The organism is Chryseobacterium sp. Leaf394, from assembly GCF_001424105.1.
GTDB lineage: Bacteria > Bacteroidota > Bacteroidia > Flavobacteriales > Weeksellaceae > Chryseobacterium.
Window position 1 is genome coordinate 42643 of sequence record NZ_LMQH01000011.1, and the last position, 24733, is coordinate 67375.

At 37.0% G+C, this 24733-nt stretch carries 24 protein-coding genes; 15 read left to right on the top strand and 9 right to left on the bottom strand.

Translation table 11 applies throughout. The features are described from left to right. Positions 1–89 precede the first annotated feature (89 nt). Together ASG21_RS04825 and ASG21_RS04830 are read left to right on the top strand one after the other, a co-directional pair. A complete protein-coding gene (locus ASG21_RS04825) occupies positions 90–701 on the top strand; it encodes a TerD family protein (RefSeq protein WP_056076639.1) in 612 nt (203 codons plus the stop codon). 104 nt (positions 702–805) lie between these two features. After that, positions 806–1843, top strand: a complete 1038-nt coding sequence (locus ASG21_RS04830) for a TerC/Alx family metal homeostasis membrane protein (protein WP_056076641.1) — start codon at positions 806–808, stop codon at positions 1841–1843. A gap of 113 nt (positions 1844–1956) precedes the next feature. On the opposite strand, the gene ASG21_RS04835 is transcribed toward ASG21_RS04830, so the two are convergent. Beyond that, entirely contained in the window at positions 1957–2958 is a 1002-nt protein-coding gene (locus tag ASG21_RS04835; RefSeq protein WP_056076643.1) for a hypothetical protein, read from the bottom strand. 292 nt (positions 2959–3250) lie between these two features. Between ASG21_RS04835 and ASG21_RS04840 the strand changes: the two genes are divergently transcribed. The 5 genes from ASG21_RS04840 (at position 3251) to ASG21_RS04860 (ending at position 7131) form a co-directional block, all read left to right on the top strand. Continuing rightward, entirely contained in the window at positions 3251–3685 is a 435-nt protein-coding gene (locus ASG21_RS04840; protein ID WP_082482356.1) for an FKBP-type peptidyl-prolyl cis-trans isomerase, read from the top strand. Between the two features lie 101 nt (positions 3686–3786). After that, entirely contained in the window at positions 3787–4371 is a 585-nt protein-coding gene (locus ASG21_RS04845; protein ID WP_056076645.1) for a helix-turn-helix domain-containing protein, read from the top strand. 86 nt (positions 4372–4457) lie between these two features. Then, positions 4458–5924 carry a serine hydrolase gene (locus ASG21_RS04850; RefSeq protein WP_056076647.1) on the top strand — a complete coding sequence of 489 codons (1467 nt, stop codon included), beginning with the start codon at positions 4458–4460 and terminating at the stop codon, positions 5922–5924. A gap of 84 nt (positions 5925–6008) precedes the next feature. Beyond that, positions 6009–6419 carry an Rrf2 family transcriptional regulator gene (locus ASG21_RS04855; RefSeq protein ID WP_056076648.1) on the top strand — a complete coding sequence of 137 codons (411 nt, stop codon included), beginning with the start codon at positions 6009–6011 and terminating at the stop codon, positions 6417–6419. 58 nt (positions 6420–6477) lie between these two features. Then, positions 6478–7131, top strand: a complete 654-nt coding sequence (locus ASG21_RS04860) for an NAD(P)H-binding protein (protein ID WP_056076650.1) — start codon at positions 6478–6480, stop codon at positions 7129–7131. Positions 7132–7329: 198 nt separating this feature from the next. Here ASG21_RS04860 and ASG21_RS04865 read toward each other — a convergent pair whose 3' ends face one another. Next, positions 7330–8349 (bottom strand): M23 family metallopeptidase, encoded by a 1020-nt coding sequence (locus ASG21_RS04865; protein WP_056076652.1) that lies wholly within the window; start codon positions 8347–8349, stop codon positions 7330–7332. A 219-nt stretch (positions 8350–8568) separates the two neighbouring features. Here ASG21_RS04865 and ASG21_RS04870 point away from each other — a divergent pair, with 219 nt between their 5' ends. From ASG21_RS04870 to ASG21_RS04895, 6 genes are all read left to right on the top strand, one after another. Further along, positions 8569–9606 carry an NAD(P)H-dependent glycerol-3-phosphate dehydrogenase gene (locus ASG21_RS04870; protein WP_056076654.1) on the top strand — a complete coding sequence of 346 codons (1038 nt, stop codon included), beginning with the start codon at positions 8569–8571 and terminating at the stop codon, positions 9604–9606. Between the two features lie 279 nt (positions 9607–9885). Continuing rightward, the gene (gene mqo, locus ASG21_RS04875) at positions 9886–11388 is read left to right on the top strand and encodes a malate dehydrogenase (quinone) (RefSeq protein ID WP_056076655.1); all 1503 of its coding nucleotides are present in this window, start codon (positions 9886–9888) and stop codon (positions 11386–11388) included. Between the two features lie 83 nt (positions 11389–11471). Next, positions 11472–11864, top strand: coding sequence for a hypothetical protein (locus ASG21_RS04880; protein ID WP_056076657.1), 393 nt, complete (start codon positions 11472–11474; stop codon positions 11862–11864). Next, positions 11864–12481, top strand: a complete 618-nt coding sequence (locus ASG21_RS04885) for a DUF1684 domain-containing protein (RefSeq protein ID WP_056076659.1) — start codon at positions 11864–11866, stop codon at positions 12479–12481. Before ASG21_RS04880 ends, ASG21_RS04885 begins: the two co-directional genes overlap by 1 nt. Positions 12482–12484: 3 nt before the next feature. Then, on the top strand, positions 12485–12970 hold the full coding sequence (locus ASG21_RS04890) for a GNAT family N-acetyltransferase (RefSeq protein WP_056076661.1): 486 nt from the start codon (positions 12485–12487) through the stop codon (positions 12968–12970). Positions 12971–13423: 453 nt separating this feature from the next. Further along, the gene (locus ASG21_RS04895; protein ID WP_056076663.1) at positions 13424–14233 is read left to right on the top strand and encodes a glucose 1-dehydrogenase; all 810 of its coding nucleotides are present in this window, start codon (positions 13424–13426) and stop codon (positions 14231–14233) included. A gap of 6 nt (positions 14234–14239) precedes the next feature. Here the strand turns inward: ASG21_RS04895 and ASG21_RS04900 are convergent, their stop codons facing one another. Genes ASG21_RS04900 through ASG21_RS04915 form a run of 4 tightly spaced genes read right to left on the bottom strand, consistent with a single transcriptional unit; the run spans position 14240 to position 18897 of the window. Next, positions 14240–14929 carry a recombination protein O N-terminal domain-containing protein gene (locus ASG21_RS04900; RefSeq protein ID WP_056076665.1) on the bottom strand — a complete coding sequence of 230 codons (690 nt, stop codon included), beginning with the start codon at positions 14927–14929 and terminating at the stop codon, positions 14240–14242. 5 nt (positions 14930–14934) lie between these two features. Further along, a complete protein-coding gene (locus ASG21_RS04905; protein WP_185113708.1) occupies positions 14935–17190 on the bottom strand; it encodes a T9SS type A sorting domain-containing protein in 2256 nt (751 codons plus the stop codon). Position 17191: 1 nt separating this feature from the next. Next, positions 17192–18142 (bottom strand): metallophosphatase, encoded by a 951-nt coding sequence (locus ASG21_RS04910; RefSeq protein ID WP_056076667.1) that lies wholly within the window; start codon positions 18140–18142, stop codon positions 17192–17194. Next, on the bottom strand, positions 18142–18897 hold the full coding sequence (locus tag ASG21_RS04915; protein ID WP_056076669.1) for a 5'-nucleotidase C-terminal domain-containing protein: 756 nt from the start codon (positions 18895–18897) through the stop codon (positions 18142–18144). The genes ASG21_RS04910 and ASG21_RS04915 overlap by 1 nt, the downstream gene beginning before the upstream one ends. A gap of 107 nt (positions 18898–19004) precedes the next feature. On the opposite strand from ASG21_RS04915, the gene dapA reads away from it, so the two are divergent. Continuing rightward, the gene (dapA, locus tag ASG21_RS04920) at positions 19005–19877 is read left to right on the top strand and encodes a 4-hydroxy-tetrahydrodipicolinate synthase (RefSeq protein ID WP_056076671.1); all 873 of its coding nucleotides are present in this window, start codon (positions 19005–19007) and stop codon (positions 19875–19877) included. 421 nt (positions 19878–20298) lie between these two features. Continuing rightward, positions 20299–20796, top strand: a complete 498-nt coding sequence (locus ASG21_RS04925) for a GNAT family N-acetyltransferase (RefSeq protein WP_056076673.1) — start codon at positions 20299–20301, stop codon at positions 20794–20796. Between the two features lie 71 nt (positions 20797–20867). Here the strand turns inward: ASG21_RS04925 and recG are convergent, their stop codons facing one another. From recG to ASG21_RS04940, 3 genes are all read right to left on the bottom strand, one after another. Further along, positions 20868–22976, bottom strand: coding sequence for an ATP-dependent DNA helicase RecG (gene recG, locus ASG21_RS04930; RefSeq protein ID WP_277814181.1), 2109 nt, complete (start codon positions 22974–22976; stop codon positions 20868–20870). 190 nt (positions 22977–23166) lie between these two features. Then, positions 23167–23703: a thioredoxin fold domain-containing protein gene (locus tag ASG21_RS04935; protein ID WP_056076676.1), complete on the bottom strand. Its 537-nt coding sequence runs from the start codon at positions 23701–23703 to the stop codon at positions 23167–23169. Positions 23704–23724: 21 nt separating this feature from the next. Continuing rightward, a partial coding sequence (locus ASG21_RS04940) for an oligopeptide:H+ symporter (RefSeq protein ID WP_241773455.1) occupies positions 23725–24733 on the bottom strand: 1009 nt, incomplete at its 5' end.

Here is a 24733-nt window from a genome sequence, read left to right on the forward strand (position 1 = left end):
TTTTATATTAATTACTGAATTCACAATTCACTATTGACAATTCACTTTTTCACTGTTTAAAAAAATATAACTAAAACAAACAAAAAATAATGGCAATTAACTTACAAAAAGGTCAGAGAATAAACCTTACAAAAGAAAACGGAACAACGCTTTCGCAGGCTTGTGTCGGGATCAACTGGGGCGCAATCGAGAAGAAAAGTTTCTTCGGTGGTGTTTCAAAAGAAGCAGTAGATTTAGATGGAAGCTGCATTTTATACGATTCAAACAAAAATGCTACTGAAGTAATCTATTTCGGGAACTTAAAATCTAAAAACGGTTCTGTAAAGCACAGCGGCGATGATTTAACCGGTGACGTGAATGGCGATGACGGTCTGGATAATGAGGTAATTACTGTTGATTTTGCCAATTTAGATTCTAATGTTGAGCATGTAGCTTTGGTTTTAAACAGCTACAGAGGTCAGGATTTTGGGACGATTCCTTTTGCGTCAATCCGTATCTATGAAGGAACTCCTACGAACGTGAGAGAAGTTTTTGCGAAATATGATATTGCCAATGACAAGTCTTTCAACGGTCACGTTGCCATGGTAATGGGTGTTTTCTACAAAAGAAATAACGAGTGGAAATTCAATGCCATTGGAGATCCTACCAGCGATAAAAAACTGGAGCAGACGATTGAAACGGTAAAACAAAAATACCTATAAAAACATCTAACAAATTGTCTGAAATTAATTATTTTAGACTGATAAATTAAGCAATACCTGTATCTTTACAGCTATTGCTTTTATCATATAATAACAGAAATATAGTGGAACAACACAACATTTTAGATCTTCACCCTGGCCTGGTTTGGGGATTTGCGGTAACGGTCGTTATCATGCTACTCCTCGATTTAGGAGTTTTCAACAAAAAAAGTCACGTGGTGACTTCAAAGGAGGCGACCATCTGGTCAGTCGTTTGGATTTCACTTTCGATGATTTTTTCAGGAGTTGTTTATTGGGTTTTCAATACCGACGGTTCGGCAGGAAGTCATGCTGTGGCAGTAGAAAAATTTACACAATATCAGGCTGCTTACTGGATTGAGAAAGCACTTTCCGTGGATAATTTATTTGTCTTCATCCTCGTATTTGGTTTCTTTAAAGTGCCGAAATTCCTTCATCACAAAGTGTTGTTTTGGGGAATCATAGGAGCTTTAATCTTCAGAGCCATCTTTATTTTTGCAGGCGTTGAGTTAATTGATTTGACGTATTTACCTGAAATGAATATTTTCGGTCACGCAGTAAGAATCAACGTGGTCATGACGCTTTTCGGATTATTCCTGATTTACGCGGGAATTAAATCATGGGGCGACGGCGGCGATGATGATGACGAAGACTACAGCGATACTGCAGGAGCAAAACTGATTAAAAGTTTCTGGAAAGTTTCTGATAACTATGACGGCGACAAATTCTTTACCGTGCAAAACGGAATCAGAATGGCAACACCACTCTTAGTTGTGGTAGCCGTAATCGAGTTTACCGACGTATTGTTTGCGGTGGATTCTATCCCGGCGATTTTTGCGATTTCAAATGATCCTTTTATCCTTTATACATCCAATATTTTTGCGATTTTAGGATTGAGATCACTGTACTTTTTACTGGCGAATTTCATTCACATGTTCAGCAAACTGCCTTATGGTCTGGCGATTATTTTAGCCTTCATCGGCGTTAAAATGTTGATTGCACCGTGGTATCACATTTCGTCACCAATTTCATTAGGAATTGTAGGCGGAGTTTTGGTGATCTCGGTATTACTCTCCATCATTTTCCCTGATAAAAAGGAAGACGAAAAAGAAACTACAGAATAATAAATAATGAAAGGCTTTACAATTGTAGAGCCTTTTTTTATTTTCAAACCTTCAACATTTTTTCTATGTAAGAAATTGACCATTCACTTGCAAAGCAAAATTCACAATTCACTTCACTTATACTTCAAAAGCTTATTAATCTTCTTCCTCGTCTGCAGCGAAACTTTATAAGCTTCATCCCGCAGTTTCTGAATTTTACCAACCGGCTGAAAGATCGCCGCACTTTCAAATGGATTAAATGATAGAAGTTCCTGTTCACAGTTATTTGGATTCAAAACCGAATTTTTTTCAAAATTAATCTGACCTAAGAGAATATCCGGAGAATCTTTCCAGTGAACATTCAGTTTGTTGATCGGTTGATTTTGCAGGTCAAAGCATATCTGAATGAAAACATCAGCACTGTAATCAGCATCTTTAAAATAGGTTCGGATCTTTTTTCTGTCACTCCCTTTTCTAATAAATTTTGTAGGAACATTTACCGGAACAATTTTTATTTTAACAATTTTTTCATCCAGCCTGTAGGCTCCGACCGAATAAAACTCGTGGGAAAGAATAAAATTGTTTCTTTTTTTAATAAATTTAAAAACTTCAGAAACAAAATCTTTACTAATACAGGACGGCAAAATCTTGTACAAACTCCTTAGAAGCGGGAAAAAGGTTTTTATTTTTTTTAAATAAAACCTGTTGATATTCGTAAACAGTTTAAGAAAAACAGATGGCGAATTTACCGGAAACAAAGGGAAATTGACCAAAGGATAATTGGCAATTGTGCGCCCTGCATCATCCTTAATTTTAAAAGCAAAACCGTACGCCGGAATCTGTTTCTGCTTTTTGCTGATTTTCATATTGGCGTTCGACACTCTTGCAACAATATCATATTGCTCTTTATCAAAAAGATATTTAATGTCCGGACAAAGGTTGGGATTGATTTTTAAGACACCTTGCAATACAGAATGGGTTTTTGCATGAGCATTACGCGTTGCAAAATTGACATCGCTGATTTCCGGCGAGCTCTCCACGAAGTCTGCGATGCTCTGTTTGGCTTCGTCAAGTAGTATTTTTTCGTCGTAAGACAGCTTGTCGAAGTTCCTGTTGTATTTCAAGGGATTTAACATAATTTGAAAAGTCAAGTATAACGCCAAGTTTTTAATTCTACGTTACGAGAATATTAAACGTTTTTTAATGTTTGGTATGCTGTAAACAGAAGCGTTGAGAAGCAGTCTCTTTAAAAATATCCGACCTTAAAATTCCTTTTACAAAATAAGAATAGTTTTAAGCCACAAACTCTAAAGATCTGACCCGCTAATTCACTAATTCACTAATCCACTAACCCATCAAAACTCTCAAACTCTCAAACACCCAAACTCCCACTTCCCGCCAAATCCTTATCTTTGCAAAAAAATAATTATGGGAGTAGCAGATATGTTATTTAAGCGTAAAAAAGAGCAGGCAGCAAAAAACCTGAAAGACGGTCAGGAATACATGGCAGAATACGGTAAAAGAGAAACCGTTGTGGAATTGCCAAGCGGTTTGCAGTATGAAATCATCACTGAAGGCGACGGCGAAAAACCAGGACCTAGATCTACTGTAAAATGCCATTACCACGGTACAACCATCACCGGAAAAGTGTTCGACAGTTCTGTGAAAAGAGGAACTCCGGCTTCATTTCCTTTGAATAAAGTGATCAAAGGCTGGACTGAAGCTTTGCAACTTTTGCCTGTAGGAAGCAAATGGAGATTGATTCTTCCTCCGCACCTTGCTTACGGCGAGCAGGAAATCAGCAAAGAAATCGGACCGAATTCTACGTTGATTTTTGAAGTTGAGTTATTGGATATTAAGTAAATTCAGTCTGAATATCAGAATTAAAATTACCTGTTTTGCGGGTAATTTTTTGTTTAAATAAATGTTTGAATCTGTAAATTTGCGCACGTAAAGCTTAATCAATGTCGGCATTAAAAAAAATAAGGGAGGAGAAGAATTTCACTCAGGAAGAACTGGCTGAGAAGTCCAGACTTTCGGTGAGAACCATTCAGCGGATTGAAGCCGGAACTGCGCCGAAAGGGTACACACTGAAAACACTGGCTTCAACACTCGACGTTGCAGAAAAAGATTTATTAATTTCAGATGATTCTAATAATCAAACGGAGACTGAAGTTTTAGTTGAAGAACCCATCTTAATTGTTGAACAGATAGAAATTTTAAACTCAACTTTAATCAAAATCATCAATCTCTCTTCACTTCCTTTTGCATGGTTTCCGGTTGCGAATTTTTTACCGCCTCTTTTAATTATGATTTTTACAAAAGAGAAATCTCCAGTTGTAAAACAGATCATTTCGCTTCAGATATTTTTAGCCATTATTTCGCCTGTCATTTTTATGATTATTGCTTTCCTGAAACTCGGTTCCGCATCTGTATTGATGACTATGATCGGCCTCACACTTTTGAATATTTTCATCATTTTGAGAAATGCATATGAAATTGACAAAAAACAGAAACTCCGTTACTGTCTGAATTTCAATATTATATAAATTGAATACTTAATTGTCGGGTTTTTGTCGGGTTATTTTTTTGAATTTAATTTTTTAAAAAATGAATCTTTGTCGAAAATTATTCAATGACAAAGAAATATAGCATCAGCATTTTTATTTTATTCCTTTTTACCGGAATTGTACATTCTCAGACGGATAAAAATTCACCTTTATTTCTGGAATTAAAAAAACAGGACAGTCTTTTCTTTGAGCGCGGTTTTAATAATTGCGACATTGCCTATCTTGAAAAAACAGTGGATGAAAATCTGAAATTCTATCACGATAACGGTGGTTTTCAGGATAAGAAGCTGTTTATGGAAAGGACAAAGCAAAACATCTGCGGAACCCCGGACAAAAAGCCAATTCGCAAAGTGATTGAAAACAGTCTGGAAGTTTTCCCTCTGTACAGTAATGGCGAATTGTATGGCGCAATACAAACTGGCGAGCATCAGTTCTTCATCCGTGAAAAAAACAAAGAAGATGTTCTGGGTGGTCAGGCAAAATTCACATCGGTCTGGACAAAAAAAGACGGAAATTGGGTGATGAGCGATGTTCTCAGCTACGACCACAAGGATCCGGCAAAAGCAAAACTTACAGATAATCTTCAGCAGTTAATGAAAGATACTAATATTCCAACCTTGGGATTGGGCGTTATTGAAGAGGGAAAATTAAAAGAGATTAAAGTTTTAGGAACTTTGGATGGAAAAACGACAGCTCCCTACAACAGTCTTTTCAATGTAGCTTCTTTAACGAAACCTGTCACTACAATGACTGTTTTGCGCTTGGTAAGTTTAGGAAAATGGAATTTGGATGAACCACTTTACAAATATTTTACAGATCCAGATATCGCGAATGATCCCCGAAACAAAAAGTTGACCACCAGATTAGTTTTAAGCCATCAGACCGGCTTTCCAAATTGGCGTTGGATGAAAAATAACAAGAAACTCAGTTTTGAATTCGACCCGGGAACGAAATATCAGTATTCCGGTGAAGGGTTTGAATATTTAAGGAGAGCGGTTGAGAAAAAGTTTAATAAAAGTCTGGAAGAATTAGCGAAGCAAAATGTTTTTCAACCTTTAAATATGAACGACACCAGTTATATCTGGAATGAGAAAAAAATGGGCGGAAGAATTGTAACCGGTTACGGCACAAACGGAAAACCTTTTGACATCGTAAAAAATAAAACCGCCAGCGGAGCTGATGATTTAATGACTTCTGTGGAAGATTACAGTAAATTTTTAATTGGTGTAATGAACAGTCAATTGCTTTCGCGGGAAGTTCATGAAGCAATGAAAACGAAACAGGTTGAAATCAAAAAAAACAAATATTTCGGACTTGGTTTTGAAATTTATGATCTGGGAAATAACGAGATTGCGCTTTCTCACGGTGGCTCAGACAATGGAGTAAATACAATCGCATTTATTTTGCCTGATAGCAAGCAGGGATTGGTGATTTTTACCAACGTCGATGACGGATATAAGATTTATGAGCCAATCATCAACCATTATCTCGGTAAGGCTGGAAAAAAAATTGTTGAGATCGAAACAAAATAATATCTGAATAAAATAATAAACTTACATTTTTAAATGTAATTAATTTTGTTACAATTAAAATTTTACTACCTTTGTGCCAACATTATGAGCAACACAAGATTTGCAACTGCGATACACATCATGACTCTTCTGGCAAAATTTCCGGAGGAATGGCTGACGTCTGACTGGATCGCAGGTAGCATCAACATCAATCCGGTGATTGTCCGGAAGGAGTTGGGGATTTTAAGGGATTCCAATCTTGTGGTGAGCAGACAGGGAAAAATAGGAGGGAGCCAGATTGCATCGGATCCTGAAAAAATTAAAATTTCAGAGATTTTCCGTGCTGTAAAAAATTCAGATGTTTTAGGCAAAAAAAATCAGAATCCGAATCCTGTTTGTCCGATCGGTAAAGATATTAATGAGAATTTAAAGAATTTATTTATAGAAACAGATCAGCTCGTCGTTGACTTTCTGGGAAATAAAAACCTGAAAGAATTCGCAGATCAGTTTAAATAAAATTTTTTGATTTTAATTGTAACAAAATTTATTACAATTTAATTTAAATATTAAAATTATGAGCAAAAAAGTAGCAGTAATTGGCGCAACAGGTTTCGTTGGTGCACATGTGGTAAAAGAATTATCCAACAGAGGTTATCAGGTGGAAGCCTTGGCAAGAGATATTTCAAAAGTTCCGGCTTTGGAGAATGTGTCATCAAAAAGTATCGACATCAACAATTCGGAAGATCTTTCTGAAGCTTTAAAAGGAAATGATGCAGTAATCAACACTTTCAACCCGGGCTGGACGAATCCTAATCTGTATGATGATTTTCTGAATGGCTCTATCGCAATTGAAAAAGCAGTTGAAAATTCAGGTGTAAAAAGATTTATTACCGTTGGCGGTGCTGGAAGTTTATTTATTGACGGAAATCAGCTGGTAGACGGAACGGATTTCCCTGCAGACATTAAACCTGGGGCAACAGCGGCCAGAGATTATCTGGATGTGATTAAGAAAAACACAGTGCTCGACTGGACGTTTTTCAGCCCTGCGATAGAAATGCATCAGGGAACAGCAGGCGTAAGACTGGGAGAATACAGAACAGCCCTTGAAAATCCTGTTTTCAATGAAGAGGGAAGAAGTGTGCTTTCAGTAGAAGATGTTGCTGTTGTTTTGGTAGATGAATTGGAGCAGAATAATCACATTCGTGAGCGTTTTACAGCTGGGTACTGATTTAATGTAGATTCAAACGAGAACAAACTTAAAATTTCAATTTAAATCAGTTGAAATTTTTAAGAAAATATAGGTAATTAAAAAAAATGCCACGAATTCAGGAAGAAAATTCTCATCAAATGAGTACTTCCGTGAATTCGTGGCATCTTTTATTTTAAAATTAAACTTAATTAAATGAGTTTAATATAACTGTCAATCCTAAAAATTCATAAACAGTTTAGGATTCACCGGTGTATTGTTTTTGTGAACTTCGTAGTGAAGGTGTGGCCCTGTAGATCTTCCTGAATTTCCTGACTTGGCGATTACCTGTCCCACTTTTACCTTGTCATTGGTTTTGGCAACCAGTTGCGATAAGTGACCGTAAAGTGTTGCAAGACCATTTCCATGAGAAACAATCACACAATTTCCATATCCGCCCTTTTGTCCTGAGAAAATTACGGTGCCGGCTGCCGTAGCAATGACATTGGATCCAAACGGAACTGCAATGTCAAGACCTTTGTGAAACTGCATCTGATCAGCTTCCGCAGGCGGATTATTTTTCTCCATCGGTTGGCTTTTAACAGCAGTATTTTGGGTAGGAGCAGCAGATGGCGCAGCTGTTTTTGCTGCGACGGGAGCTTTTGGGGTTACCATTACTTTTACTTCTCGCTTATTTCCGTAGCTGTCGGTCACTTCAATTATTTTTTCTACCGGGACAGCTTTCACTTCCGGAGCGGAAACCGTTGGTGCAGCAGCGGGAGTTTCACTTTTTGGCGCTGAAACTGATGCCAGAACTCTTTTAAATGGAATAGGGTTTTTTCTGATGCCGAAATTTGACGAAATATAGCCTTCAGATGGCATTCCCAGAGGAACCTGCTGTAGTTTTTCCTGCAGATTCATCAGGTATTCACTGTATCTGTTGGCCTGTTTAGAAAGATAAACAGAATTGGAAATACTGTCCTGATCCAATACCTCAAGCCGTCCGTTGCTGATGTTTTTGGCTTTCAGAAATGAGTTGAGTTCGGTTACCGTTTTGTCGACCATTCCGAGGTCAGTCTTCATTTTCAGGTAATCTACACTGTCTTTTTCGGTATTTATTTTTACAAGATTTACCTCGTAGGTTTTGTCATCTTTTTGATTAAAAAGTTTGGCAATTAAAATGCTTTGAGCGAAAACAGCAGCAGAAAGTATACCGATCAGAACAGTTACTTTCTTCTTGTTTGCTAGAAAATTCTTCATTTTTTCTTCATTAAAGTTACTTACACTACAAGCGTGCAAATTTACTTAAAATATTTGTATTGAAAATTTCAGTTGTAAAACAGCTTTTTGTCATTACTAAACGCAGATTTTAATAAAAAATTGTTTTTCATATTACATTTTAGCAAAGATTTTGATAATCTGCATTTCAGTCTTTCATTATTTGACGGTTTTAATATATTTGCAGTTCACAGTATCATTATGACGAAGAAAAAAACAAAATCAGATTCTACCTCAAAAAAACCAAAAACAGAACTGGCGGTTGGCGTTTTGGGAAGCGGAAGCTTTGCAACGGCAATTGTAAAAATGTTGGTTGAGAACTGCAAAACCGTGCATTGGTGTGTAAGAAATGAGTTTGTAAAAGGGGCAATCGAACTTAGAGGTCACAACCCGACTTATCTTACAGCGGTTAATTTTAATTTAAAAAATTTAAAACTGACCACAGACATCAACGAAATGGTTTCTGCATGCGATATTGTAGTTCTGGCGACGCCTTCAATTTACCTTTCAGATTCTATGGACAAACTGAATTGTGAGTACGGCGACAAAATTTTCGTTTCTGCTATCAAAGGAATTATTCCGAAAGTGAATAACGTGGTTGCACATTATCTGAAAGATGAATTTAAAATAGGTTTCAGAAATCAGGCTGTGATTGCAGGGCCTTGTCATGCAGAAGAAGTTGCGATGGAGAGACTTTCATATCTTACCGTAGCAACCGTTGAAGAGGAAAATTCAAAAAAATTACTTGATATTTTCTCATCAGACTTCATTAAAGTCAGTGCCAGCAAAGATATTTTAGGGAATGAATACAGTGCCATTCTTAAAAATATTTTCGCGATTGGAGCCGGTATCGCAAGTGGTTTGGGCTACGGTGATAACTTTACTGCAGTTTTCGTTTCCAATGCGATCCGGGAGATGGAAACATTCCTGGAAGCAATTTATGAAGCGCCACGAGACGTGAACGAAAGTGCTTACCTGGGAGATTTACTCGTTACAGCTTATTCACTTTTCTCCCGAAACAGAAACTTAGGAAATTTAATCGGTAAAGGTTATACCGTAAAATCTGCAATTCAGTCGATGAACATGGTTGCAGAAGGATACTATGCTGCTGATTCTATTTATCAGACAGCGCGTGAGAAGGGTTTAAAACTTCCTATTATCGACACCATTTATGGAATTCTGTATGAAGGTAAAAACGCCGAAAAACAGTACAGAAAACTTACCGCAAAACTGAATTAATCAAAATATCAAAATCTCCTTTACCGGGAGATTTTTTTATTTAAAATAATAATCATAAATCGAATGCCTTCTATAGAACAGCTGCAATTCTCTTTTTTTAAATCTTTGAGATAAACATTTTTTTATTTTAATTTTTATCTGACCAATTTTTTTGATTTTACTTTAATCATTAATTTGATATTCAGTTCTTATTATTACTGAGTATTATCAGTTTATTAATGAAGCAATGAGTGTAAATTTTAAAAACTTTTCCCGAAATTCGTAGTAAATTTTAGAATAATGCCACACACCCTGATCAGCAGAACACCAAAACCGAAATATGACGTCGTAATGATAGGCGGAGGGATTATGAGTGCCACTCTTGCAACCCTTCTTCACGAGCTCGACCCGGCTTTAAATATTGCCATTTTTGAAAGACTTGGCAGATTTGCAAAAGAAAGTACCGCTGCATGGAACAATGCCGGAACAGGTCATTCCGCATTTTGTGAACTGAATTATACCCCACAAAAAGCTGACGGAAGTATTGATATTGCAAAAGCAGAGAGCATTGCAGAGCAGTTCGAAGTTTCCAAGCAGTTCTGGTCTTTTCTGGTTAATAAAAATTACATAGATACACCACAGGATTTTGTTAATTCATGTCCGCACCTGAGTCTTGTTTTTGGTGAGGATGATTCTGAATACCTGAAAAAACGTTTCGAAAATATGTCTAAATCTGTGCTTTTTGAAGGCATGGAGTTTACAACAGATCATGATAAACTGAGAGAATGGATTCCTTTGGTCATGAGCAAAAGAAATCAGTCTGAAGTTTTAGCTGCCACAAAAATGGAAGCCGGAACTGACGTGAATTTCGGAACACTCACCAGAAAAATGGGCCGCCATCTCATCAGAAATACCAATGTGGAAGTTTTTCTGTACACCGAAGTGAAAGATATTGACCCCATTGCAAACGGCTGGAAAATGAAAGTGAAAGACCGTACTCACAACATTAAACATGAAGTTTCTGCAGATTTTGTGTTCATCGGTGCAGGTGGTTACGCCTTGCCGCTTCTCGACAGTTCAGATATTGAAGAAAGTGCGGGCTACGGAGGTTTTCCGGTTTCAGGACAATGGCTTGTGACGCACAATCCGGAACTGGTAGCACAGCACGAGGCTAAAGTGTATACACAGGCACCAGTGGGAGCACCACCAATGTCGGTTCCCCATTTGGATCTCAGAATTATTGATGGTAAAAAGGCCTTGCTTTTTGGTCCTTTCGCAGGATTTTCAACTAAATTTTTGAAGGAAGGAAGCTATCTCGATCTTCCTGAAAGTGTAAATACCAAAAATATCAGATCTCTCTTTGGTGCTTGGTGGCACAATCTTCCGCTGACAAAATATCTCATTCAGCAGGTAGCGATGAATAAAGCCCAGAGAATTCAGCATTTGAGGGAGTTTGTGAAAGATGCCAAAGAAGAAGACTGGGAACTGAAAGTGGCCGGACAGCGAGTTCAGATCATCAAAAAAGATGATAAAGTTGGTGGCAAACTGGAATTCGGAACAGAGGTGGTGACCAACAAAAGCGGAACAATCGCCTCATTACTCGGCGCTTCTCCGGGTGCGTCTACTGCGGTAAGTGCCATGATCGACGTACTCGAAAAATGCTTCCCTGAAAAAATGAACGGTGAATGGCATGATAAACTGAAAGAAATAATTCCGTCATACGGAACGAAACTTTCTGAAAATCCTGAAATGACTGCGATGCTCCGTACCTACAGCAAAGAGAAACTGCAACTCAAACATTAACTATAAGTAATGGGTAATGAGTAATAAGCAATGTTGGGAATTGCGTAAATTGCTCATTACCTATTGCTCATTACTCATCAAAAATGGAAGTCATTGTAAAACCAATCATTGCAACAGAATTGCTTGAGTCTCTGAAAACCAAAGTAGAAGAGGAGAAACAGGTGATTGTGCATTGCTGTTTTCCTGCTTCACCATTTTTGGGAAATCTGATCAGGATCTGGAGCACTACTTATCTTATCGATAATCATTCGGATCACAGAAGTGGGCTTATTCATGCAGAAAATATTTCACTTTTTCCGTACTGGACGCCGGTACCGTTTATGAAAGATTTTTGGTTTACCTTAATTTTTTCGGGACTGCCAAAAGAGTGCAAAAGTTTTGATTTCCAGGAGGTCATCCCGGAAGAAGGTGGTTTTTTTGTGAAATCAATCAAGAGAAATTCTTCAGATGTTTACAGAATTAAAATTTCAGAATAATGTTTAAAAAGATCATTTTATATTTCATTTTACTTCTAATTCCCTTTGCTGGATTTTCGCAGAAAAAAGAAAAAAAGGACATTGAAAAGTTTCAGAATAATTTAAATAAAGAATATCTAAATCCAAAAGAGACACCTTTAAGAGATGATAATTTTAAGAATTTTAAAAAGCATCCTTTCTTTCCAATCAATCTGAAGTACCGCGTTACAGCTAAGTTTGTGAAAAACGAAAATCCGGAACCCTTTGATTTGCCGACTTCATCAGGGAAATCTAAGCAGTATCAGGAATTTGGAAAGGCATATTTTAAATTGAACGGAAAAGATTTCATTTTAAATATTTACCAGAGTTTAGATCTGATGAAAACTGAGGCGTATAAAAACCATCTCTTTTTGCCATTTGGCGACCTTACAAACAACAAAGAAACCTACGGCGGCGGAAAATATATTGACCTTGAAATTCCCACAGGAGATACAATTGTGATTGATTTTAACCAATCTTATCATCCGTATTGCGCTTATAATGCTTACGATTACAATTGCCCGATTGTGCCTGCAGAAAATAAACTTTCAGTGGAAATCAGAGCGGGAGTGATGTATGAAGATATTTATCATCATTAAATTATGGTAAGTTTAAATTTCTATAAACCTGAAGATTTTTCTGAGCTGGATTTTGATTTAAATGAAATTCAGTCTCAATATTCTGCACTTCCGAAACTGGCTTTGGAAAGAATTGAAGAACGAAATCAAAAAGATGATTTTTTTGCTTATCCCGTTACGGTTTTGGAAGGTGAACATATTGTCGGTTTTTTTGTTTTGGATTTTGGGGGAGATAAATTTGAATTTACAGCCAATCCTGAATCTGTCTTATTGAGATCGCTTTCGATCAATCCTGAATTTCAAGGTAAAGGAATTGGTTTGAATGTAATAATTTCACTGGATTATTTCATAACAGAACATTTTCATGACTGCAAAGAAATCGTCTTATCAGTAAACGAAAGAAATACTTCCGCGCTCGGAATTTATCTTAAAACAGGATATCATTTAACAGGAAAAATCAAGGAGGGAAGGAGCGGACCGCAATTGGTGATGTCTAAAATTTTAGATTAAACTGAAAAGCTATCTTTTTTGGTAAACTTTTTAAATGAAAAATAAAATTACAGAGCAGAAAAAAGCATCACGATAGCAGATATATTGGGAATTAAATCGAAATTTAACTTATTCAGAATCTTATTTAAAAAATCTGAAATATCCTATAATCGCAAAAGCCAGGAATTAACATCAGCTTCTTATTGATAAGCCGTTACGCAGCATTCCGAAGCTTAAAAGCAGCCCTCCCGGAGTCTTCGGAATGCTTCCTGAGGTCTACGGAACGCGAACCGGAGTGTGCAGAATGATTCTCTTGAGCTGCGAAACGCTGTTTTGATATAAAAGACTCGTAAAACATATCTTTTTACTATACCAAAAAAGTTTCTGAGAACTGAAAGTTTTTTAAGACAGTAAATATTTTAATACCAGTTTGGCGTAAAACTTTCTTCTAGAATAATACCAAAAAAATATTCTATGCAAATCTCTCTTAAAGATCAAATTGCCATCGTTACAGGTGCTTCAAGCGGTATCGGAACCGGAATTGCAAAATCTTTGGCTGCTGCCGGAGCTAAAGTGGTTATCAATCATTCATCAGAACGGTCAAAAGACGACGCTGAAGACATTTTAAAAGAAATTCAGAACGCTGGCGGTGACGGAATGATTTTCCAGTGCGATGTTTCAAAAGAAGATGAAGTAAAAGCCATGTTTGAAAAAACAATTTCTGAATATGGGACAGTTGATATTTTAGTCAATAATGCCGGGCTTCAGAAAGATGCAGAATTTACTGAAATGACGGTCGAAGATTGGGACACGGTCATGAATGTCAACCTTAGAGGCCAGTTTCTCTGTGCCCGTGAAGCCATCAAAGAATTTCTGAGACGCGGAATTGATTTATCTAAATCTGTTGCCTGCGGAAAGATCATTCACATCAGTTCGGTACATGAGGTCATTCCCTGGGCGGGACATGTGAACTACGCTGCCAGTAAGGGTGGTGTGAAACTTTTGATGCAGTCTCTTGCGCAGGAGTATGGAGCAAAGAAAATCCGGATTAACTCTATCTGTCCGGGAGCAATTCAGACGCCGATTAATCAAGAGGCTTGGGGAACTGAAGAAGCGATGGATGATTTATTAAAACTGATTCCGTACGACAGAATTGGTCAGCCTGAAGATGTAGGTAATTTAGCGGTATTTTTGGCCAGTGATTTCGCGGATTACATTACCGGTGCCAGCATTTTCGTTGACGGAGGAATGACGGTTTTAGAAAGTTTTTCTAAAGGAGGATAAAGTTTATTATTCGTAAATCTGCTGAATAATTTCTAACGAATTGGGTATTCGGAAATCCGTAAAATGATAATGGTAATACACCAGAATACTGTCCAGCAACTGCTTTCTGTCTGAGGTTTTTATTTTAATCTCATAAGGATTTTCGGAAGTTGAGATCTTTTTCCAAAGGGATGAAATTTCTTTTGTAAAAAGATGATGGGTACCATTTAAATTAAAGTTTCCTGTTTCCGGATCCAAATATTCGAAACTGCTTTGAAGTGGCGCAATTCCCTGTATTTTAAGCAGAAGGATTAATAAAACCAGATGTGCTCTGTAATTCCGGGCATCCAGATTTTGGTTAAATTCGATGATTGCTCTAAAAATATTGGGATTGGAATTTTCATGTTTCAAAACCTGATTCAGAAAATCTGAAACAAAAAAAACGATGGTATTTGCTTTTATATCAGTGTAAAAATCGTAAGACTGCTCAAGCTCAAATTTTAACACATAATTGATTTCTACACCCGGTTTAGATTTCCTACAGTTAAAACTGAGCATGCTCAATGGTAGAATTAATGCCTTCTTCTTGTTTTTCTGTGTTAAAACAGACTTTAGAAAAAAGCTCTGAAAGCCTTCTTCTAAAGTAAAACAATGCAGAATCGCATCACTGTCTCCGTATTTTAAAAATGAGAGTATAAAACCTGTCTGCGAAATCATGAATATTAATTAACCACAGCGATTTTAGCAGTTGCCTTGTCACTTCCATCTTCATTGGTCATCAGTACAAAATAAATTCCTGAGGCCACTCTCTGACCCCGTTGATTATTAAGATTCCATTCGTAATATCCTGTTCTTGACTGAGCTGAATGAACGATATTCCCGGCAGCATCTGTAATTCTTATATTGGCTACTTCTGCCAGACCTTTGATCATTACATTTCCTTTAAACTGACTGTATACCACTGGATTAGGGTAAACCAGAACATTGCCGAAATTTGAGGTTACGTCAGCAACATCTCCCTGATAAGTCACTATTCCGTCGTAGGTAACAAAGTAAACTTTTCCAGTTTTCTTATCCACTTTAATGTCAGTAACAGCATTAGTAGGTAAAGGTGAGTTTTCTCTGGTAAAATGTCTTAAAGTCCGTTGTCCGTCAGCCGATAAATAATAAACTCCCCCGCCATCTACTGATAGCCATTTTTGATTGGCAGCATCAACTTCAATAGCAAGAATTTCAGTATCTCTGAAAAGTTCCTCCGCAATACCATTTTGCTCAATGACAATATTTTCAAGTTGAGGATCATTTTTAACTTCTGTATTTGCATTAGGTAGAATTCTCAATCCTTTTGCAGAGCCGATCCACGCATCTCCGGATTTGTCTACAGCAAAAGAAAGTGTTTCCGCCGGAACGTTGTTGTCTGCATTTAAAATATAAGTAGTGTCGTCTGCAATATCAATTGTTCCCTTGTTATCATAAGCCATCAAATGTTGTGATCTGGGCATTGCTACCCATAGCAGGCCATCATTCAGTACAGGTGCCTGTACTGCACTGCTTGTAAGATTTATGTTGTTGAGTGTAAACGTATCTGTATCTCTTCTGTAAGGAGCGATTGCGGGGTTAAGACCAACTTGTGAAAAAGCAATACTTACATAGATATTGTTTTGACTGTCTGCCACAAAACCTACAGGACGGTGTACATAAAAATTAGGTGCTCCCAAATCGTAGTACTTCACAAAATCAAAATCTTTAGAAGAAGCATTGTATTTCAGCTTATAAGCTCCAGAACCAGGTGCTACACTGTAATTTGTAAAAAAGACCTCTGAAGTATTGGTTGGATCGGCGAAAGCATCCAATACATTATAACGGCGGTCATTAGCATTGAAAATAGAAGGGTAAATCCATTCTGATCCTGTGAAATAATAGAATCCCGGATTTCTGAGATTTACTAACGGACCATTGTACCGGTCATCACGGCTACCAGATGAAACCAAAATTTCGTTTTCGTTGAACAGTCTTATTTTATAAGAATAATTAAAGTAGGGACCACTAGGTTTAAATGAGATATTTTCTTCATTTTTAATCCCAGATAAGACCGTACCGAAATAAACTTTATTGGATAATCTGACCGCAGTATTACACTCTTCTCCAGGCGAAGCACTGCCAAGGAAATTTCCACTGGAATCATACGAGTAAATTCTGCTGTTGTCTGTAATAACTATATTGTTTGAGCCAGTTACAATATCTTTGATACTGGTAAAAGTCTGTGAAATTGGCGTTGAGGTTCCATTATTATAAAGATAAGCAAGGGTTTCTGAGGAGTAGGAAAGCACTCCTTCAGAATCTATCTCTTTAAAATTTCCCACCTGTTCTGTTGTCCAGGTTGTAAAGACAGGAAATGTGGTATTAAGTTCATGACTTTTAAGGCCGGTATTTGTTACAGAATACACTTTATTCCCAAAAATTGTTGCTTCATTGCTGGCTTCAAAAACGCCACCAGTTACAAAGAATGCCGAGTCTGCAAATTCTTTCTTTTTAAGTTTGAATATTGAAACACCGTAACCCACAGAAATTACTGCCTGATCACCTGTGATTGAAATATGATTGATTCTTTTGCTTCCTGTATAACCTGTAGCAAGCGGAATATCAACGATATATGTGATGCCGTCTGGAGCAATCACGTCTAAAGCACCACTTTGATAGCCTACCAGAGCAATTTTGGATTGAGGATCATAATCGAATGCAGAAATTTTAACTTCATGAAGACCTGAAGCCTTAGAAAGCTTCGAAATCTCTCCACTCGAAATATTGTAATAAAAAACTCCGTTTTCTGTACCGGCAATTATTTTTCCGTTATCTTCTTTCATGGCCAAGACGTTATTGTAAGAAAACAAATCTGCCCACTTTTTTGAAGTGATATTTTGAGCATCTGCCAGCTGCATAGTCGCAAGAATGCCTAGAGAAATTAAAAGTTTTTTCATATTACGCTGTTATACTGCTGTCAATTGCCTGATTATTCCAGGAAACCGTTTTAATATTTTTATTCTGATCAAAAAAGAAATCTATTCTTCCCAAAAGAAGTCCTGCCCAACCCACCTGGTTTACCAAAACGTTTTTCCCCTGTCTGTTCTGAAAGGTTTGCGGTTCAGGTAAGAAAGTGTGCGTATGACCGCCTAAAATTAAGTCAATATTTTCTGTTTTTGAAGCTAAAATTTTGTCGTTGAGTTTTTCAGGCTCGTCTCTGTAATCGTAGCCGATGTGGGAAAGGCAAATCACAAGGTCACACTTCATTTCGTTTTTCAGGAAATTGGAATAATGCTGCGCCACATCGATTGGATTTGTCCAAATGGTTTCGCCATACTGTTTTTTTCCAACCAATCCGTCAAGTTCGATTCCTACTCCGAAAATTCCGACTTTGATTCCGTTTTTATTGAAAATTTTATACTGTGAAGTTTTTCCGTCTAAAATGGTATTTTTAAAATCATAATTCGAACAGATAAAAGGAAATTTTGCATTCGGCAAAACCTTTAAAAATCCGTCTAAGCCGTTATCGAAATCGTGATTTCCCATTGTGGAAGCATCATATTTCATCATCGACATCAGCTTAAATTCAAGCTCGCCTCCGAAAAAATTGAAATACGGTGTTCCCTGAAAAATATCTCCTGAATCAAGAAGTAAAAGATTGCTTTCCTCGCTTCTGATTTTCTGGATTAAAGTTGCTCTTCTCGCAAAACCGCCCTGATTGGGATTTCTCGTGTAGCTCGAATCGAATGGTTCAATTCTGCTGTGTTGATCGTTGGTATGAAGTATCGTTAATTTATGGGCTGAAGAGAAAGAATTTAAATTTAATTCTTCCGCCATCACTAAGTTCGGAGCTAAAGTCATCGCTAAAGTTCCGCCTGTTATCGTTTTTAAAAAACTTTTTCTATCCATTACTTTTTCCCGATAAAATTTAATCGCACTTCCTCCTTCGGATTGATCTGCTGATTTTTCTTAAAATATTCTATAAACAAATCTCTCAGTTTGATCCCTGTAGGAATTGATTCTCCCATTGCAAAAAACTTCATATTGTCACCGCCCAAAGCCAGATAATCTGAGGTTGCAATATAATAATCCTGATTTGGATTAATTGAATTTCCGTTGATTAAACTTTTGGAAAGAGTACCGTCATTCGTTTCGATATACAAATGAGAAACAGGATTGTTTTTCTGATTTTTAGCGTAATAATCAAATAATCCCTGCAGATCTGAACCTTTAAATTTGACAATAATCACTTCATTTTCAAAAGGCATCACCTCAAAAACATTTTTCAGAAGAATATCACCTTTCCCGATCGTTGTACGTATTCCACCGATGTTGATCAGTGCGGCATCAATACTTTTATTCAAATTGGCTTTCGCCCAGATATTCGCTCCGTCAAAAGTATAATCTGCCAAAAGATTTCCGAGATTACTGTTGTTGCCTTCTTTTGTTAAATCAACCTGAGTGTAGGAGATTTTCTGATTCATCTCTCTGTTGAGTTTCTCGGTGTAAGGCTCGATAAATTGAGCAAAATCTTCATCCGCCTTCAAGTCCTGATTAATAGAAATATTCTTCTGCGTCTGCACACTGGCCACCTGCAACGAAGTCGTTTTACAGGCTGTGAGCGAAAACAGGGCAATTCCTATCAATAAGAATTTATTTTGCATAATTTCTTTAGTATAATGCAAATATAATTATATGTATAATAAAACAGGATTAAATATTGTAAATTCTTGTATGAAATTATTAAATTTGGGGAAAATAATTCGAACAGATGAGCATTTTAAAAGGAGTAGGTGTTGCTTTGGTAACGCCCTTTAATGAAGATTTATCCGTAGATTTCGAAAGTTTGACAAAACTCATTGAGTACAACATCGAAAACGGAACCAACTATTTGGTAGTTTTAGGAACTACAGCGGAAGCTGCTACACTTTCTTCAGACGAGAAGAAACAGGTGGTTGAGCACATCATTAAGGTTAATAATAAACGTCTTCCTTTGGTTTTAGGAATCGGCGGAAACAATACTCTTGAAGTCAAACAGCAGATCGAAGAAGCAGATTTATCTGATTTTACAGCCGTTTTATCAGTGTCTCCATATTACAACAAACCCAATCAGGAAGGGCTTTACCAGCATTATAAAATGTTGGCTTCTACCGGGAAAAATATCATCATTTACAACGTTCCGTCAAGAACCGGACAGAATGTTGAGGCAGAAACGACTTTGCGTCTGGCCAAAGAATTCCCGAATTTATTCTTAATTAAAGAAGCTGCACCCAACATTCTTCAGTACTTCGATATTTTGAGAAAAAAGCCTGAAGGTTTCAATTTGGTTTCGGGAGATGATGAATTTACACTTCCCGTAACTTTGGCGGGTGGAGCAGGAGTAATTTCTGTGATTGGACAGGGTTATCCGAAAGAATTTTCAACGATGGTTCAGCTGGCTTTTGATAAAAAAGTAGATGAAGCCTATGAAATTCACAATAAACTGGTTGATATCACAAGACTGATTTTTGCAGAAGGAAATCCTTGTGGAATTAAAGCGGTTTTGGCTGAAAAAGGATTGATCAAAAACTATCTGAGACTTCCATTGGTTCCTGCATCAGAAGGACTTTATGCGAAGATAAAAGCCGAGATGGCGAAAATTTAAAAAATTGAATGGTGAATTTTGCTTTTCAAGTGAAAGGTGAAGCTGAACATTAAACATAAAAATAATGAAAAGTGAAAGGTGTGATGCTTTTCACTTTTTTAATCTAAAATAGTTTAACACATTAGTCACATCAGTTTTTTAGTTATCTTGTTTGAAAACATTTTAGAGCACATAAGTTTTGAAAATCTTTGATTTTCTTTGTCAATGTTGTCAATATTTAAAGTATTTAGACTGAAAAGCTTACGTTCTAACATTATTAAAAAATTTTTGACACACAAGTTGCTTGAAGTTATTGATTTAGATGTTTAAAAGAGAACGTTAGTTTTAAAATCTTTGATTTTATCTCTAATGTGATCTGAAATATTTTCAAAATTGATAAAAAATCTTTGTGACTGATGTGTTTAAGTAAATCTAAAATGCAATGAATCTTATCAAAGCAACAAAAAAAGACATTCCCCTCATTCAAGATTTAGCAAAAAGGTCATGGGAAAACGCTTATGCCGATATTCTTTCCCAGGAACAAATGAAGTATATGCTCGACACGATGTACTCGGAAGCAGAAATTTCAGAGCATTTAAAAAATCCAAATTATCATTATTATCTTGTTATGGATGAAGTTTTAAATGTTTTTGATGGATTTTTAGGCTACGAAAATCACTATGAAGACCAGACAACAAAACTGCACAGAATTTATCTCGTTCCGGAAAGCAAAGGGAAAGGTTTAGGAAAAAAAACGCTTGAATTTCTCAATGTAAAAGTAAAGGAAAGTGGTGATCACAGAATTATTTTAAATGTGAATAAATACAATTCTGCAAAAAGCTTTTATGAATCTCAGGGTTATCAAGTCTACGATGATGGTGTTTTCGATATTGGAAATGGATATGTGATGGATGATTATCTGATGGAGATAATTCTGTGAAATCAATAGAAACGGGCTTTAGCCCGTTTTAGATTATCTGGAATCTCATAGGCTTTAGCCAAAATTTAGTACTACGAAATCTTACTCCACTTATTTTTCCCTTTGTAATACTGCAAATAGTAATTTTTAATAATCTGATGCTCGGGTCTTGAAAGCAGGGGATCGGCTTTAAGAATCTTTTCGACCATATTTTTTGTGTTTTTAATAATTGCCGAGTCATTCACCAAATCAAGTCTTTTGAAATCAACCACACCGCTTTGCTGCGTTCCCAATATATCGCCGGGACCACGCAGCTGCATATCGACTTCAGAAATTTTGAAACCATCGTTGGTTTCGGTCATGGTTTTAATTCTGGTGCGGCTGTCAGACGATAATTTATCTGAAGTCATCAGGATACAGTAGCTCTGCTCGCCACCTCTTCCTACGCGGCCACGCAACTGATGAAGCTGTGATAATCCAAACCTTTCTGAACTTTCAATCACCATCACTGACGCGTTAGGAACGTTGACACCCACTTCAATAACCGTTGTAGCGACCATGATTTGTGATTGTCCGGATGCGAAGTAATTCATAGCTGCATCTTTTTCGTCAGGTTTCATTTTACCGTGAAGCATTGTGACATCGTAATTTGAAAAATTTTCCATTACGTTTTCTAAGCCTTCCATTAGATTTTTGTAATCCAGTGTTTCAGACTCTTCGATCAGCGGATAAACGAAGTAGATTTGTCTGCCCTTGCGGATTTCTTCATGACAGAAATTGTAGACATAGGTTCGGTCTTTTTCTCTGCGATGAGCAGTGATAATCGGTTTCCTTCCAATCGGCATTTCGTCAATTATAGAAACATCCAAATCAGAGTAAAAACTCATTGCCAAAGTCCTTGGGATCGGCGTTGCCGTCATTACCAAAATGTGTGGCGGGATTCGGTTTTTAGCCCAAAGTTTTGCCCTTTGAGCAACCCCAAATCTGTGTTGTTCGTCAATGATCGCCAAACCGAGATTTTTAAACTTCACCTTGTCTTCCAAAACTGCGTGAGTTCCCACCAAAATTGTGAGTTCGCCATTTTCCAGTTCTTCGTGGATGATTTTTCGTGCAGAAGCTTTTACGGAACCGGTGAGGATATTAACCTTTATATTGGTGTCTTTTAGTAAATCTTTAATTCCGTTATAATGTTGTTGGGCAAGAATTTCGGTCGGCGCCATCAGACAACTCTGAAAACCATTGTCGAGAGCAATCAGCATCGTCAAAAGAGCAACCATCGTTTTTCCTGAACCTACATCACCTTGTAAAAGCCGGTTCATTTGAATAGGCTTTTTCATATCGAACCTGATTTCCTTTAAAACTCTTTTTTGTGCATTCGTCAGTTCAAAAGGGAGGTGGTTTTCGTAGAAACCTGTGAAGTAATCACCAACAATCGGAAACGGATTTCCGTGTGATTTTGCTTTGTGGTGTGCCTTTTTTAAGCCAAAACCTAATTGGAAAAAGAATGATTCTTCAAATTTTAAACGATTATCTGCTTTATCGAAATGCTGCTGATCTTTCGGGAAATGAATATTGAGAAACGTATGCTGTCTCGACAGAAACTGGTAATGCCGAATCATATATTCGGGAAGATTTTCCTGAATGAGATTTGGAATTTCCTTGCAGATTTTCTTCAATATATTCTGAAAGAATTTCTGATTTAAACCCCGCTTGCTGAGTTTTTCTGAGCTTGGATAAATAGGTTTTAACCTTGCGTCAGTTTCCTTGCTTTCTTCAGCCTCAATCTCCGGATGCGGCATCGAAAACTGGTTATTGAAAGCATTGATTTTACCAAAAATAAAAACTTCTTTATTTACTGGAAGCTGTTCTTTGAGCCATTTTGAATACTGAAACCAGACGAGATCCATCGTTCCGGTATGATCATTGAATTTTGCAGAAAGTCTCTTGATTTTCCCCGTCTGAATTTCCTGAACAGAAGTTATCCGTCCCTTCAGCTGAACTTCAATATTGCTTTCCTGAAGCGTTGAAACCGTGAAAATCTTGCTTTTATCCAGATACCGGATAGGGTAGAAGTTCAGAAAATCTTCCACAACAGAAATTCCCAGTACATTTTTGATGAGCTTGGCGCGTTCGGAACCGATTCCTTTCACGAATTCTATAGGAGTTTCTAAAGTCAGAACTGAATTTTTTGAAGCACGAATTTCGTCAAAATTTATAAATAAAAAAAGCTTTCAGTTTGAAAGCTTTGATTGGTTTTTGACTCCCGCAGATAATTCGGATCGGGCAGATTTTTTAAATTGAATGGATTTACAAAGATATCAACTAAAATAAATTTAATTTTTGCATTCGTGGCCGTTTATAGCCAAAACCTAGCATCCATCCGCCAAAAGCCTACTGCTCTTTTATTTTAGACTTAAATTTTCGCTGATAATCTTCCCACTCGCCCTGAGTTTTAAATTTTTTATGAAGATCGCCTGAAATAAAAACAAGATAAGGTTCCAGTTCTTTTGCAGTCAGTTCGCCCTGGAGCATTGTAATCGGGCGACCTGTTTCATCCAGCAAAGCAGTCGTAGGAACTGCATTTACGTTCATAAATTGGGTAAACTCATGAAGTGAATTTCTGCCTTTTCTTTGAGAACTGTTTTCATTTGAAAATTTTCTCCCAAAAACTTCTATTGTTTTTTTATCTTCTGCGTTGAATTTTACAGGATAGTAATTGGTGTTGAGGATTTCATAAATCACGGCATTTCCGTAGGTTTTTTTATCCATGATTTTGCATGGACCGCACCAGTCTGCGTAAAAATCAATGAGTATTTTTTTTGGTTGCGTTTTCTGTGCCTCAAGTGCCTCTTCAATGGTCATCCATTTAACCTGTGAAAATGTAAGGATGGATTGAATAATAAATAGCAGAGCAAATATTTTTTTCATAATTAATTTAAAATTAAATCATTAGCGAACCTCCTGCATGAGTTTTTTCACCCACGGAGATATCAAAATCAGTACCACTCCGGCAATCACGGCGTAGAGTCCGAGTTGTTTGTAACCTTCTGTGTAGGTAATCAGTGCATCATAATTGGTGGAACCCTCTTTAGCATCAGCCAGTCCCGCACCTATGATTCCGGCAACATACTGTCCGTAAGCGGAGGCAAGAAACCACATTCCCATCATCATTCCCTGAAGATTTTTAGTAGAAAGTTTAGTCATAATCGAGAGACCGATTGGCGACAGGCATAATTCTCCTAACGTGATAATTAAAAGCGCTATGGTGAAAAAATTTAAAGAAGTAATCCCTTGTAAATCAGCAAATAATCTTGTCGCAAAAAGTGCATAAAACCCTAATCCTAAAAAGATAAACCCGAGTCCGAATTTAATAATAGTGTTTGGCTCTATTTTCTTTTTGCTCATCCAGATCCACAGTAATCCGAGGAGTGGTGCGAGGAAGATGATGAAGAAAGCTCCTCCGGAATTGTTGACACCATTTGGGTCTAAACCTAAAAGGTCTTTATTTAAATTTTTAGCAGCGAAAATGCTTAATGAACCGCCACTCTGCTCGTAAATTCCCCAGAATATAATTGAAAATATAATGAAAATCAAAGCAGCCCAAAGTTTATTTCTTTCGGCGGCGGTCACTTTTGACATTTCGTAGAACAGATAAATCAAGGTGAGCGGGCCTACTGTCCACATAAAATAATCTGTGTATTCCGGAACGGAAACCATCAGCATTATGACAGGGATTAATGCCAGAGAAATAAGATAGACTGCGTATTTTAAAAATTTTCCACCCCGATAAATCAGATATGAAATTACTGCGTATACTACTGTAATTATTGCAAGGCTAACACCGATTTTGAAAACATCTGTTTTAAATACTGTACTGTCTAAAAATCTGATTAACATTCTTGCAATAAACAAATAGAGAAGAATTGCAGCAATTATAAATTTTGAAGTGTTTTTTTTT

What these genes read in the sequence shown, in the direction of transcription:
- ASG21_RS04825 (WP_056076639.1), top strand. Translation starts at nt 90, where the DNA reads ATGGCAATTAACTTACAAAAAGGTCAGAGAATAAACCTTACAAAAGAA.
- ASG21_RS04835 (WP_056076643.1), bottom strand. Translation starts at nt 2,958, where the DNA reads ATGTTAAATCCCTTGAAATACAACAGGAACTTCGACAAGCTGTCTTAC.
- ASG21_RS04840 (WP_082482356.1), top strand. Translation starts at nt 3,251, where the DNA reads ATGGGAGTAGCAGATATGTTATTTAAGCGTAAAAAAGAGCAGGCAGCA.
- ASG21_RS04845 (WP_056076645.1), top strand. Translation starts at nt 3,787, where the DNA reads ATGTCGGCATTAAAAAAAATAAGGGAGGAGAAGAATTTCACTCAGGAA.
- ASG21_RS04850 (WP_056076647.1), top strand. Translation starts at nt 4,458, where the DNA reads ATGACAAAGAAATATAGCATCAGCATTTTTATTTTATTCCTTTTTACC.
- ASG21_RS04855 (WP_056076648.1), top strand. Translation starts at nt 6,009, where the DNA reads ATGAGCAACACAAGATTTGCAACTGCGATACACATCATGACTCTTCTG.
- ASG21_RS04860 (WP_056076650.1), top strand. Translation starts at nt 6,478, where the DNA reads ATGAGCAAAAAAGTAGCAGTAATTGGCGCAACAGGTTTCGTTGGTGCA.
- ASG21_RS04865 (WP_056076652.1), bottom strand. Translation starts at nt 8,349, where the DNA reads ATGAAGAATTTTCTAGCAAACAAGAAGAAAGTAACTGTTCTGATCGGT.
- ASG21_RS04870 (WP_056076654.1), top strand. Translation starts at nt 8,569, where the DNA reads ATGACGAAGAAAAAAACAAAATCAGATTCTACCTCAAAAAAACCAAAA.
- mqo (WP_056076655.1), top strand. Translation starts at nt 9,886, where the DNA reads ATGCCACACACCCTGATCAGCAGAACACCAAAACCGAAATATGACGTC.
- ASG21_RS04880 (WP_056076657.1), top strand. Translation starts at nt 11,472, where the DNA reads ATGGAAGTCATTGTAAAACCAATCATTGCAACAGAATTGCTTGAGTCT.
- ASG21_RS04885 (WP_056076659.1), top strand. Translation starts at nt 11,864, where the DNA reads ATGTTTAAAAAGATCATTTTATATTTCATTTTACTTCTAATTCCCTTT.
- ASG21_RS04890 (WP_056076661.1), top strand. Translation starts at nt 12,485, where the DNA reads ATGGTAAGTTTAAATTTCTATAAACCTGAAGATTTTTCTGAGCTGGAT.
- ASG21_RS04895 (WP_056076663.1), top strand. Translation starts at nt 13,424, where the DNA reads ATGCAAATCTCTCTTAAAGATCAAATTGCCATCGTTACAGGTGCTTCA.
- ASG21_RS04900 (WP_056076665.1), bottom strand. Translation starts at nt 14,929, where the DNA reads ATGATTTCGCAGACAGGTTTTATACTCTCATTTTTAAAATACGGAGAC.
- ASG21_RS04905 (WP_185113708.1), bottom strand. Translation starts at nt 17,190, where the DNA reads ATGAAAAAACTTTTAATTTCTCTAGGCATTCTTGCGACTATGCAGCTG.
- ASG21_RS04910 (WP_056076667.1), bottom strand. Translation starts at nt 18,142, where the DNA reads ATGGATAGAAAAAGTTTTTTAAAAACGATAACAGGCGGAACTTTAGCG.
- ASG21_RS04915 (WP_056076669.1), bottom strand. Translation starts at nt 18,897, where the DNA reads ATGCAAAATAAATTCTTATTGATAGGAATTGCCCTGTTTTCGCTCACA.
- dapA (WP_056076671.1), top strand. Translation starts at nt 19,005, where the DNA reads ATGAGCATTTTAAAAGGAGTAGGTGTTGCTTTGGTAACGCCCTTTAAT.
- ASG21_RS04925 (WP_056076673.1), top strand. Translation starts at nt 20,299, where the DNA reads ATGAATCTTATCAAAGCAACAAAAAAAGACATTCCCCTCATTCAAGAT.
- ASG21_RS04935 (WP_056076676.1), bottom strand. Translation starts at nt 23,703, where the DNA reads ATGAAAAAAATATTTGCTCTGCTATTTATTATTCAATCCATCCTTACA.